This is a genomic window from Algoriphagus sp. A40 (genome assembly GCF_002002735.1).
Taxonomy (GTDB): domain Bacteria; phylum Bacteroidota; class Bacteroidia; order Cytophagales; family Cyclobacteriaceae; genus Algoriphagus.
Map to the genome: position 1 here is coordinate 49,017 of NZ_MUNY01000050.1, position 13,475 is coordinate 62,491.

At 38.3% G+C, this 13,475-nt stretch carries 10 protein-coding genes; all 10 read right to left on the reverse strand.

The window, feature by feature from the left end:
• Positions 1-207: 207 nt before the first annotated feature.
• Complete coding sequence (locus B0E43_RS30435; RefSeq protein ID WP_077349774.1) at positions 208-1,896, reverse strand: capsule assembly Wzi family protein; 1,689 nt, start codon at positions 1,894-1,896, stop codon at positions 208-210.
• Between the two features lie 16 nt (positions 1,897-1,912).
• On the reverse strand, positions 1,913-3,001 hold the full coding sequence (locus B0E43_RS30440) for a DUF1972 domain-containing protein (RefSeq protein WP_077349776.1): 1,089 nt from the start codon (positions 2,999-3,001) through the stop codon (positions 1,913-1,915).
• Complete coding sequence (locus tag B0E43_RS30445) at positions 2,994-4,586, reverse strand: DUF4091 domain-containing protein (RefSeq protein WP_077349778.1); 1,593 nt, start codon at positions 4,584-4,586, stop codon at positions 2,994-2,996. Before B0E43_RS30445 ends, B0E43_RS30440 begins: the two co-directional genes overlap by 8 nt.
• On the reverse strand, positions 4,583-5,653 hold the full coding sequence (locus B0E43_RS30450; RefSeq protein WP_077349780.1) for a glycosyltransferase family 4 protein: 1,071 nt from the start codon (positions 5,651-5,653) through the stop codon (positions 4,583-4,585). Before B0E43_RS30450 ends, B0E43_RS30445 begins: the two co-directional genes overlap by 4 nt.
• Entirely contained in the window at positions 5,616-6,527 is a 912-nt protein-coding gene (locus B0E43_RS30455; RefSeq protein WP_139352749.1) for a hypothetical protein, read from the reverse strand. The genes B0E43_RS30450 and B0E43_RS30455 overlap by 38 nt, the downstream gene beginning before the upstream one ends.
• 241 nt (positions 6,528-6,768) lie before the next feature.
• A complete protein-coding gene (locus tag B0E43_RS30460) occupies positions 6,769-8,055 on the reverse strand; it encodes a hypothetical protein (RefSeq protein ID WP_077349784.1) in 1,287 nt (428 codons plus the stop codon).
• A gap of 6 nt (positions 8,056-8,061) precedes the next feature.
• Complete coding sequence (locus tag B0E43_RS30465) at positions 8,062-9,192, reverse strand: glycosyltransferase family 4 protein (RefSeq protein WP_077349786.1); 1,131 nt, start codon at positions 9,190-9,192, stop codon at positions 8,062-8,064.
• Positions 9,193-9,246: 54 nt separating this feature from the next.
• The gene (gene asnB, locus B0E43_RS30470; protein WP_077349788.1) at positions 9,247-11,124 is read right to left on the reverse strand and encodes an asparagine synthase (glutamine-hydrolyzing); all 1,878 of its coding nucleotides are present in this window, start codon (positions 11,122-11,124) and stop codon (positions 9,247-9,249) included.
• 159 nt (positions 11,125-11,283) lie between these two features.
• Positions 11,284-12,726, reverse strand: coding sequence for a lipopolysaccharide biosynthesis protein (locus B0E43_RS30475; protein WP_077349790.1), 1,443 nt, complete (start codon positions 12,724-12,726; stop codon positions 11,284-11,286).
• A 9-nt stretch (positions 12,727-12,735) separates the two neighbouring features.
• Positions 12,736-13,475 (reverse strand): glycosyltransferase (locus B0E43_RS30480; RefSeq protein WP_168171940.1); only part of this gene is annotated, 740 nt, incomplete at its 5' end.

Consider the following 13,475-nt stretch of genomic DNA (forward strand, 5'->3'; position numbering starts at 1 on the left):
ATTAAACTAAGAGAGCTTCGCCCTTTCGGTCACAAAAATGACTTAGCGAAGGAATTTCCCTAAACTTGCCTTTCCTTATTTTCTTTAGAAAAAAAACAAGACTCGAAAAAGGGAAATAACGAACACCTTTAGCGCAATAATAATGAGTACCAAAGTTACTCATTTTTAATCCAAGAGGAAGGCTTTTTGGGACTAAAACCATATTTTCTACCTGAAACTATAAATTAATTTAAGAGTGGATGAAAAGGAAGTCTTTTGGTTTCCTGCTTTAAAATCCACAGTTCCAGTAGGATCACCTTGCCATTGATAATTGGTAGCTGCAATCCATTGATTCGAAGTACTTACTACCAAATTTTTCCATTGGAAATCCCACAAAACTCCTGCAGAAAAATCAATCCATGGATTTTGATCGGGGATTTCAGGTTGAATTTGGTAATAAAAATCTTGGTGATTTTCAATCCTTTGAAGCAAAAGACCGATTTTGGAAATCCCTTTTACCACTGAAGCTTCCAGGATTTGGGCATTGGCTCCTACTCCTATTCCGGTACCCATAGATTCTCCATAATTGGTAAAACCTCTTACTTGATAGTGAGTCAACCAACTGGTATTTAAAACACCCAATTGAGGATATCTGATGTAACGATTAACAGATTCTTGCTGATGAATGATTTCACCACGGATTTGAATTAATTTACCCGGTGTTGGCAATTCAATTAGTTTCTGAAAACCAAATAGATACGCCCGGGCATGCTCGGGATTTAATATGAATTCTCTCCAGTTGAAATTATGGTCATGCTTTCCGAACTCCGAGTATAACTCAAACTTCCCTTTGACACTTTTGAACCTAAAAAACACAGAAACGAGCTGATCCTGAGCTTCCTGATCATAAATAACCGAATTTCCATTCTCAAATAATTTTTCTTTCTGGAAGGCCTCAAATACTGGAATCCGTCCTGAAACAGTTTCACTCACATCTTCATTGTATTGTTGGAATGTCCGATTAAATCCGACTGTGAAACCCTTTATAAATGAAGGTTGATAGCTTAAGGAAATCCCATTAACGTACCGCCAGTCGCCATTGAAAGGCCTGAAATATTGCCCGTTAAGCTGCTCGTTTTGGGTTGGATCCAAGCCAGAGTCTTCTGCCCTTCCAAAAATCATCTGTCCCTCCAGAAATCCGATACCTATATTGGCAGGGGACTTTGTTTTAATGTAAAAATGCTTCATTCCTCTTGCATTGTCACTGAAAATCAATGCCGAAAACTGTCCGGGACCCCACCAAATGTTTTGAGTGCTGAATCCTAACTCTGCTTTTCCGAAAGACAAAGAAATGTAGGATTGCCCCCATGTGGCAATTTGGTTGAATTCGCCTCCGAATCGTTCCGGGTGGTCTCCAAAATTCCAATACCTAAAGCGTGCAAATATTGAATTGTCTGAAAAATGGTCTGAAAACCCCTGGTAGGCTTTGTTTTGGCTCCAAACGAATTCAGGCCTCAACTGTACTTCCAAAAAATGAAACTTGAAGAATGCACCCGTCGAAACCATAGTTTGAAATCCTGCACCGTTCTGCAAGCCATAGTTTCCCCATCCCCAAGGACGGTTGGAGTTGTAAATGCTGGTATTGAGAATCGGAAGTATTTTGGCGAATACCTTTGACTTTTTAAGTTGGGCGGAATCATTGGGCAGAAAATCTGATCCTCGCAACAGGGAGTCCGAAAAAAGCTCGTTACTGATCAAAGGCCGGGATGTAAAAGAATAGTTTTCAAATCCTTTACCAAGCAACTGTGCCCTACGAGCCGCCTCCTCCCATACGGGAAATCCTACCGGCAATGTCTGGGCTAGCAGGGAAAATGCAAAGGAAAAAAAAAGGGAAAATAAGAAAGAGAATTTCCGCATGGGGCCAGGTTCCCAATCAAAGAGATTGGAACATACTTACATATTTTTTAGTAATCGCCTTCCAGGAATAATTTTTCTTGGCGAGCTTGGAAAGGTCTTTTATTATTTCTTGCCGGTCCAAATCCCTGATTTGAAAGAGCAAAGTTTTCAATTCCTTGAAATCGTTGAAGAACAAAGCTCTACCAAAAGTTGTCTCTCTGTTATAATTGACTCCATAGGCGATAACTGGAAGCCCTAAATACATTGCCTCCACTAATGATGGATTTGTGCCCCCTGCACTATGTCCATGAAGGTAAAAGAAGCAATTGGACCGGAGCACATTCAATTCTTCCATCTCATAAATCGGATTGTAGAGAATGATGTTTTTGACCTTGGAGTATTCATGGTACAATTTCATACCATAATCATTGGCATTCCAGTTGCCAACTACTACATAGGGCATACCAATCTCACATTCTTTAAATGCCCTGAGTTGCATTTCCACGTTGTTTTCAGGTTCAATTCTACACACCGTAAATACATAAGGTGAACCTAAAAATGAAAACTTCTTCAAATACGGCTGAGGTTCCACGTAACTTACATGGTTAGCTCCATAAGCGATGAGAAAGGATGATTTGCCGTATTCTTCTTCCACATAATCTTGGATGTGCTTGTTATCCGAGATTACCCCATGGGAATAGTTGACTGCCAGTCTTTCTGAAAATTTTAGAAATTTCTTTGCAAACCAGCCCCACTTATCTCTTTTCCATTCCAAGCCATCGATATGAGTCACAATTTTGGCATTCGTAAATGGCCTGAGGAATGGAATCATAATAGCACCCGAGACCCCCAACAAGAGGATATAATCTTGATCTTTGTAAGATTTTAAAAGAGATACTGAATCGTAAATTATACTTTTGGCTCCATTGGCCCTTTTATTAATATAGGTCAGTTTTGCTCTTTTATAAAATTCCTGTTTTTCAGGATATGATTTACTTTCACAAAAAACCGTGACTTCAAAAAAATTCGGCAAAAGATCAAGTAAGTTATCGACAAGCGTTTCAAAGCCTCCATAATTTGCAGGGACGCCCACGATACCGAGAATGGCAAGTTTTTTCTTAATCATTCAAATAGTTTTTCATTGATTGAAGCATTTGATACCTGTCTGCCTCAATGTTTATCAGAAAATAACGGTTAGTTGCATCCAACATTTCAATTGGGCTTTGAACTTTGGAATGCATTTCAAGTTTGCTTATTTCCTCCAACGCATCCTTCAAAACCAGATATCTAACTGATACCTGACCATCGGGGTAGATGAGATGAGCATCCCCGGAAGGCAAATCAGAATAAATTGCCGAGTTCATAATGTCAGTTGACCAGAGGTTAAGTGCCCATCTAAGCATACCATCGTATCCCTTTGCTTTAGAAAGCAGCGTAAGAAAATAGATATCCCGATAATCGGAAGTAAGCAACAAATTTGGCTGGTTTGACTTTTCAAAACAGGAAGTATACAAAGATGTTTTTTTGGATGAAAGTATTCTTTTTCTCATTTCACCGGCATCCACTACCACATTCATCGGCATGGAATAATCCTCCATCCACTCGGATAGAAAGGGATAAAAATCACCTGAAAATCCCATTTTAAAGCCTGGAGATTCATTTTTTACCCATTTTGCCAGATCAAGAGTCATGTTTGGATCTCTTTCATCCACAAACAAAACTGCTTTATCATGCCATCCTTTCTTCTTCAAATGTTCAGAAAAATCGAGAAGAAACGGCCTCCAAAATGATTGATATTCCGGAGTACCAGGCTGTGTCTGAACTGACTGAACTTTCGAAGTTGCCTCATCGAAATAAAACAAAAAACCATTCCAAGGAAATAAGTTATGTACTGAAATCTGTCCAGTAATCCCCTTGGAATGGGCCAATTCAACGTATTTGTCAAAAATCGAATAGTCGTAGCTAAAAGAACCATTGGTCGATTTTTTCACCTGGATCATCATTTCATCCAATGATCGTATTCGGGTATTATACAAATCCCAAAAAACTGAAGTGGTAATGGAGTGCTGATTTATCTGTCGAAGCAATTCGAACATTTCCCCAACATGCTCCCAGTGCTTTTCAGACCAAGGCTTGATTTTATAATAATCAGCCATAGAAATTGGAAATTGCCAGAAGTCGGAGTAAAAGTCCAAATCTGAGAGATCCCTAAGGATTCTGTCTTTTACGGTGATACTACCCGCTACTTCAGTCTTTTTTCCCTGTTGATCAAACGATAAAACAAAGGGAAAGCTTCCTGCATCTGTGCTAGCTTGGAACTTCAGAAAAACAAGAATCCATTGATTTTCTTCTGTAGGAACAATTGTCAAGTCAGGCTTCCTTTCTGCTCTATCAGGCACTTGAATCTTTTCAAAAGTCCCGTTAGTCTTCGTCTCACCACAGTTTCCAGCTGAAAAGTCAGCCCAAATATCATGCAATTGGAATATCTGGAAATCCGCATTTGGTCCCGAATAGCTGACTTTGATTCGATTCATGGAATTGGATTCGAAACGGATGGGAATTAATATCCCTTCGTTTTTCCAGGCAATGAAATCTCCGGATGCGGGCTGGGGATCGAATAGCTTATGCAAGCTGTAAATCTTTGCTTGCTGAGCAATATTGCAGTGGGGAAAAAATAAAATCAGAAGTAAAATTTTAAAAAAAAGCTTCATTTCAAAAGGATTTGAATTTCCTGAGAAAAAATCTTTGTGGAAAAAAGTGCTGATCGCTCCAATGCATTAAGGCTCAATTTCCTCCAAAAAGGAATATCTGATTGCAATTTTTCAATCAAAACTTTGATGGTCGAAATATCGGAATAATCAACAAGAAAACCATTTACCCCATCTTTAACAAGTTCGGTCACGCCACCAACGGTAGGTACTATGGCAGGAAGTCCAAAATTCATACCTTCCAAAATCGTCATTCCAAATGTTTCAAGCCATTTATCCTTGTGGGCAAGATTCAATACCAATGAGGAATTTTTAAAGAAAGGGATGACATCCTGCTGCACTGGATATATGGTTAGATTTTCCGGCACCTTTTGGCTGGATTTCCATCGGTCAACTTCCTCCTCCGAATCACTTAAGATGAGGTCAAATCCAATCCCCGGTAATTCGCTGGCCAATTGCAAAAACTCATAAATGCCTTTATAGGGGCGAAGGGAAGCCAACATCAGGACTCTAAAATCATCATGAACCTCTTCTTTGGTGAATGCCTGATCTTCGATTTCCTTTTTGACACAGTTATAAATTACTCTGGATTTTCTAGGGACAAGTGCGGGGTTTTGTGCAAGAAATTTTGAGACTACAATTATTTCATCGGCACAAAGTCTTACTGTCAAGAAAAGAAAATCACTGAGCAACTTTGGACTGATTTCAAATTCATGCACATGGACAAAAACCTTTTTCCCAAGTAATTTACCCATCCAAATTGCCGAAAATGGGAGAATAGTATTGATATAGAATACGTTAGAATTTCTCCAATACTTCAGAAGCCGGAAAGCCAACACCAATTGGCTTATAAAAAAAGTGAACAAAGTCAGAATCCTAAACCGGGATCTGAAGTAATAGTTAGAATGGTAATGGATTCCGGATATACCAGATAGAAAACCTTCACCGGAACTGGTATAAAGGTGTACTTCTTTCCCCATTTCTTTGGCAGCGAGAATTGTATTTCTCAAAACCTGAGGGCTTCCTGTGTAATTATTTAACAGGTGGAAAAATATAAGCTTTTCCTTCAAATTTTGGGTATTGGTTGAAAATCAGCAGAAAAACTGCCAACAAAATATAAATTGTGGTCGAATAAAACTCGTGAGTGAACTGTTGGGCAATGATGAAAATGTAAAAAAACATGGCCGCATAAAAGACTTTTCCCTTTGTCCAAAACAAAACAGCAAAGACAAAGACCGAAACCAAATAGGCAAAGTATCCTAAGAACCCATAGGTAAACAGCAAAACCGAGGTCCCGTTTTCAATATAACCGGTGCTATAGTAAGTCCCCTTAGAAATACTTTCATCCACAATATTATTGCCATGGCCAATCAAATAGCCCAACCAATCTGTCTGTTCAAAAAATGCTATTCTAAATGCCTGAAGTAAATCTGCTCTCGATGTAAGTGTGGTAAGGTTGAAAATCAGCTTATTGATAAACTCGAAGAAATAAATAAATAACGCCAAGCCCGCCAATACACTTAGCCAAAAGATTCTTTTATGCTTGAAAAATAAAATTACATAATAGATCAAAAAGCTATTTCTGTTAAATGTCAGCAATAACCCAAAAAGGACAAATACATAGGCTACCCTGTCCACAAACTTGGATTTAGCCTCGTCTTTTTTCCAATAAAAAATCAAAAACCAAGCAATAATAAGGGTTCCAAAAGCTTGCACCGTGGTGGTCAGACCCTTCGCCGCATGAAGAAAAGGAAGGCCCTTGTCGTACATGGGATGCACAAAAGAATTCATCCCAAGGGTATAACTGGATATCACAAAAATGATCCCCAGCAAAATATGAATAAATAAAGCCCAGTAAATAAAATCAATAAAACCTTCCTCCTCTCCGACTAAGGTCACAAATGCCAATCCTATAATCGGAAAAAAAACAATCAGGGACGACATGGGCAGATTTAGCAAATAGGAAATTAAAATCAACCCAAAACTCATTATCAGGACGAAAAATGAATTTGCAGGAACCTTCTTATCCAAAAAGAAAAAATGAAACAACAATACCCCAACCATAAGGGTCATTAAGGCTTTGTCCAATTGAAAACTAACCAGCTGGGTACATGTTGTCAAAAACAGGACAAGGGTTAATCCTACTTTTGAAAATTTCTGTAGTGCCCAAACGGCCAGTGGCGAACTATTTTCCAAGATAATCGGCTAATTTTTCCAACTGATGAATTCTTGAATACTTTCTGACTTTCCCACGAGAACTTTCCTTGAATTGAAGTACTTTTTCATTTTTCGTATAAAGTTCCTGCAACGCCAAAATCACCTCAACTCCTTCCTCAGCATTCCTAGCAAAAAATCCTAACTCTGTCTCCTTTAAAATCCCCTCCATTACGTCATTGTCAGTTGGACAGAGGAAAACAGGCTTTCCAATAGCCAAATATTCGTATAGTTTGGATGAAGGGATTCCTTTCATATTTCCATATGCAATTCCCAAAAGAACATGGGCTTTCTGGAGCAGTTGAATTGCATCTTGGCGTGGAAATCGGTCTGTTACTTCCACAAAAGACCTAAGATGTTTGGGAACCAAGGCCTCAATCCTTTTTTTCTCTTTAAAATCAAATCCAGCACCCAGGAAAATTAAATTAAAAGGACGATTTTGTTTGGTACAAATCTCCAAGATCTCCAAAATCAATCGGATTTCCTGTGATGGGTAAAGCACTCCGCTGTACATGACAGTGAATTGGTCATACAAACCCACTTCTGGCAAGTCAAGGAGCGATTCTTCAAATCCATTTTGAATCGTGATTCCCGGTTTCTTTAGAAAATCACAAATTCTTCGAGTGTATGCTTGAGATACGGAAATAACCGAATCCGCTGTTCCAACCCACTTTTTTTCATAGTTGGACTCTAATTTTGCCACCCATTTCCGAATTCTGCTTCCACCCTTTTCCATCTGAAGTTCATTGGTACTCCAATCATCGCGGTAATCCGCAATCCAAGAAATCCCAAATTTTCGACGGAGTTTATATCCTAATCGAAACAGGTAAAAAGGCTCCCCTGAAATCAACATCTTCTCGGGATTTTCTTCTTGAGTAAGTTTATGGAGATGGGGTAAAAAATTGGAATAGGAAGTGAAAGCAAGGGTGAATTGCGCCATCAATACATCCAGTAACTTGGTCAACAAAAAAATGGGGCGAAGTTTGCCTTCACCAAATCTTCTGTAAGTCCAGTCCAGGATTCCGGGCTGAAATGGCAGGTAATGGACCTCGAAATTGGGAAATTTTTGAACTTCTATCTCCTTTCCAAATGGCACTTTGGTGTCTAAATGAGTCTTGAGGTCCTTATTCCAAGCCCGGGTGACGACGATAGGATAGAATCCAAATCGGTGAAAGTTTTGGGCCCAATAAGTAATCCGCTGTGCCGGCGTAAGGGTACAGGGGGAAAAATAAAAAGATACCAGAATGATCTTTTTCAAGACCGATTAATTGACTGACTCAGCAGCAGCCTGGATTTGCAAAAGACCTAAGTCATGAAGCATGCTTTCCATGACCTTTTCGTTTCTATGGTTGGAATATTTCCATGCTATTCGATGTGAAACTTCTTTCATTTCCTGAATTTCCTCTATAGAAAGCGCATTTAAATTTCGAGCCATTTCCAACTCATCAAAGGATTGGGTGACGATTCCATTTTTTTCGGCTTCCACAATTTTTTTCATTTCAGGAGATGGGCCAATGGCAATAGCCAGTCTTGCTTGGATAAACTCAAAAAATTTATTGGGCAGGGCATTTGCATAATTGAAATTGACTGGCTCCAAAATGAATAAGCCGATATCGAATCGATTGATAAATGCCGAAATCTCCTGGGTGGGTACTGGATCCAAAAACTCAATCTTTTTGCCTTTGGCCATTTCCTTCAGTTGCTTTAAATAAGCCGGATCTGAAGGTACCAGCATCAATTTTAATTCAAAACGGAAATCCAAATGATCAATCAGGTTAATCATTTTTTCAATTTTTCTACTTCGGTTGGCGATTCCGTGATGAATGATTTGAATTTTTTCCTTTTCAGGGCTCGGCACTAAATCGCTTTCAAAATCTGGAGTATTCAAAATTAATTGAGCTTCGACACCGTATTCCTTGGCATAATCCTGGGCAATTCCGTCACATACTGTTATAAATTTATCTGCTTTGGGTATGTAATTTTCACAGACAAAATTTACAAATCGCTTGTGAAACCATTTCCAAACAAACATATCACTAAACTCCTTGGCATATTGCTCATGGGCATCAAAGATCACCTTAGCCAGAGGGTGTGATTTTTTCAATTCTATAGCCAGAGGCCAAGTTTCGGCATCATTTGCTAAAATCAAGTCTATAGCTTGGGGTTGGCTACTTAAATCTTTCAAACTGCTGTGCCGCAAAAACTCCAAGACTCTGATTCTAGTCAATCTAGTCACCAAAATAAACAGCTTTAGTGCTCTGAAGAATGGAGATTTGGATTTAGCAAGAGGAAAAAAAAGTTTGTCACCGTTATATTCCAATCCACTCAAAATGATTTCAAATCCTTGCTTTTCGAAAAAGGCGATCTGTCTTAACACCCGGGGATCAGAGTGCATACGGGAAAAAGATAAAATGAGAACCCGATTATTCAATTTTCAAAAAGATTTTACTCAATTTCCAAAAAGTTTTGCAACCATCAAATGATTCCAGCTCCCATCGCCTTTGGTGTGTGCTACCTGGGATTGGATGGGTAGATTTTCCGCCCCTTTTTTCAGTATTCCTTCCTTGCTTAAAATTTCCCTTGAGGCTTTTATTTTCTCTTGTGTATTAGGATTGTCCATCCAAGATTTTTGTGGCGGTTCAAATCCGATTTTGTCCTTTCGCCAGGTAATTTCTTCCGGAAGCAAATCTTCAAATGCTATTCGCATCAGGTATTTAGTCCAACCGTCTTTGATTTTCAATTCCGAAGGCAAACTAAAGACAAATTCTACCAATTCGTGAGAAAGAAAAGGAAGCCTTACCTCCCTGCTATGTGCCATCGAATTTCTGTCAGCATATCTCAGAAGTGTAGGCAATCCAACTTCAAAAGTAGAGAAATACAAATGACTGTTCAAATGACCAAAATCAAAGTTAAAGTCATTATGCGACATAGGCTTATATTCCGAGAAAAAATCCTCTGCCATCAAAGCAGTATTTTTCATCTGCATGTTCAAGACTTTCCTTGCCACCTTATTGACCAAACCGGGAAAATTTGCAGCAATTGATTGTTTCAATCCTGGCTTAGGAATTTTCGCATTAATTGTATTTCCTTCATGAAGCTGAGCATATGCGGAGAACTCTTTTTCGAATTGTGCTCCGGAACGCTTTCTGATTTCATTGAAAAAGGTAGTAAAATACGGATGGTATCCAGCCAAAATCTCATCTGCTCCCTGACCATCCAACAGCACAGTGACTCCCATCTTTTTGGCTAGCTCATAGACCTGATATTGAACCAAGATACTTGCCGAGCCGAATGGTTCCTCCTGATGGTAGCAAATTTTGTCAAAAACGGTTTCCAAATCATCCATCTCACTGTACACCTCGTGAGAGGTAATCCGTGTTTTTTCCCGGACTTTTTGGATAAAATATCCTTCATCCTTATGGAAATTTTTAAATCTGGCAGAAAAGGTGTTTTGAATAGATTCAGGGTGATCTTTTAAGAGGTTATCCATTACACAAACTACCAAGGAGCTATCAATTCCTCCGGACAAACTTGAGCCTACCAATACATCAGAACGAAGCCTTCTGCTAACCGATTCCATAAATAGGGCCCTGAATTTTTCTTTTGCTTCCTTCAGCCCAATGGATTTATTTTGATTCTGGGGATTGATATTCCAATATTTCTTGATGGTGAACTTACCCTCTTTCCAAATAAGGTAATTGCCTGGGGCAAGCTTTCGTACTCTACTAAAAAAAGTCTGACCCAGGTCCGAGTGATTATCCAATAAGTCAAAATGAAGGTAATTGAAGATCATTTCGGGTTCTGGAATTTTTTCCACCCCAACTGACCAAAACTCTTTCATCTCCGAGGCAAAATAAAAAGCACCTTGAAACTGGGTATAAAAAAATGGTTTTTCACCAAACCGATCCCGGGCACAAAAAACCTCGTTGGTTAGGTTGTCATAAATGGCAAAGGCAAACATGCCATCCAAATCCTGGAGGCAGTTTTCTTTTTTTAAATCATAAAGTGCCAGAAGTACTTCTGTATCTGAGTTACTTCGGAACTTGTAGCCCTTTTTAATCAGGTCAGCCTTTATTTCCAGGTAATTATATATTTCACCGTTGAAGGTGAGTGTATATCGACCCAGATAATGCATGGGTTGAGCTCCTGTCTCGGACAAGTCTAAAATTGACAATCTTCTATGTCCAAAACCAACGTGGCCGTCCTCACTTAGCCAATGCCCAGAACCATCCGGCCCACGGTGGACTATTGAGTCAGTCATTTTTACCAGCTTTTCTCTGGAAACCAGATTGGGATTTTCAGAAAGGATTCCTGCTATTCCACACATATTAAGTCCACTATATTCTTGATACTACTAATTCACAATAAGGATGCATTGTTAAAAAAACTTGTTTAATTAATAAATCCTAAATGATAAAAAAAACAGATTTGAGTTTACTCCACTCTATAAATTTGTATTTATCTCCAGTAAGTGACATTCTGAAAACTAGTTAATTCCTAAAGTTAATTTTATCTTTTTTCCAACAACCGTCATTTCATCACTTTTAATTAGTCCAAGAAAAATAAAGCTAAAAATTGTAAAAATGATCGATAGAACACAGAAAAAATAATACAGCCCGCCTGACGGGTAATATGACTTCACAATGAGCATTAATCCGGTGGAAAATACTATTACTAACCCAATATTTAACCAATTATGTGGGACAGGATAATATCGTTGAGATAATATCATATAGATGATAAACACAAGACCTTGACCCAACATAGTCGCTAATCCTGCTCCTGAAAAACCCATTAAAGGTATTAAAATAAAATTAAGCAAAGCATTTACAATTGCTCCAAAAATATTAATCCACAATACATAAGAAGTTTTGTTTGCCAAGAAAATTCCTGGAGCAAAAATATACATTTGACCCAACAGAATTGATGGGATAAGATAAATTATCACTTTATAGGCATCATAAAAAGCAGGCTGTGTGAATAAAGCTAGAATATCGTGTACAAAAAGGTTGATTCCCAAGAAAAACAAAATACAAAAAGCTAAAAATAACCTAAATATCCGCGATAGCTGAAATGGCGTGTCAGGCATCGAATGGTATGTGTAAACTAACGGAGTCAAAGCTGCCTGAAATCCTACAATTACAATCGATCCGATGCTAGCAAGTCTGAAACCAATTCCAAATAAGCCGACTTCCTCCAAAGTAAGGAAGTGATTTATCATTATTCTGTCGACGTATCCGCTGATCCAAATAGCAATGCCTGCAGGAACCAAAGGAGCTGAAAAGAACAGCATTGGATATAATGAATTACGGCTAATTTTAAGTCTTATGGAATTCCTCAATTGCCAACATCCTATTAAAAGAGCAAGGAAGCTTCCGATAGTCATGCCGAACAATACGCCTTCGATTCCATAATTCAAAAAATACGCTAGCCAAATGCTAGCAATGGCAGTGGACAAAGAGAATATCAAACTTAAAAAAGAATAAGCTTTACTTCTCAGTTCCCATCTCAATTGGTTTTGAACAAAATACATCAACCCATTGAAAAAAATATAGGCAAGGCCGATTTGAAATGGTAGCTCCAATCCCTTCCTTCCCATAACCAAAGTTGAAATATAATCGGAAAAAGAAAAACATATGACTAAAAATAACAAGTAGCATATCAGTGTAAACCAAAAGCCACTTGAGGCATACTCGACTTTCTTGTTCGGATCACTTTCGTCGGAGTAAAATCGGGCAACTGCCTGTGAAATTTCAAGAGAAACAGTAAGATTCACAATCCCAGCAAACATAATTAATAAATCCAGTGCACCATAATCATCTGGAGAAAGTACTCTTGTATAAAGAGGCACCAAAAATAAAGACATGCCCCGCGAAACAATTGAAGGAATGACATAAATAGCACTGTCTTTTAAAAATGAGCGAATCATTTCCTAGGATCAGTTTTGCTCATTTGCAAATTTCAAAAAGAGAGTTTCCAATTCCGGCTTATCACTTAGTTGAAGAGCATCAACTCCATAGGCTGAGGTCAGCTGCTGAATGGTAAGTTTAGTTCTTGAAACAGGTTGACCTACTCCTTCCAAATATTCAATGTCCATAGGATTTACTATCCAATCCAAAGGTATTTCTCCTTTTATCAAGCATAGATACTTTTTAGCCACCTCAACAGCATTCCACTTATCTCTTACAAATGCTTGAGCTGCTTTACCTAATTTTTCCCGATTTTCCTTGTTCATTAGCAAATCTTCTATTGCCTCTTCAATGCGATCTGGAAGACATATCTTTGAGGGAGGCCACATATCATCAGGAAGAAATTTCTTCAGTTTATCCAATCCATATCCACCTACAACTGCTGGTTTTCCAAACCAGGCCGCCTCTGTGGCAAAACCCGCCATTGGTGTATCACTAAATATCTGATCGACCACAAAATCACAACGTTGTATTTCAAAAAGGACCTCATGAAATGGACGATTATGAATAAGTATAAAATCAATAAGATATCCTTTAGATTTTAAATTTTCAATTGCCTTTGTTATTATACTTGTTCCTTTAGAAACAGGATTACTTGGCGAATGTAAAATTCTGATTTCCCTTTCAAAAGATTTATTTTCAAAATTGACTGTGGTAGAATTGCTTTTATTTGAATGATTATAAGTAATAGGTATCCCTATATTTAAAT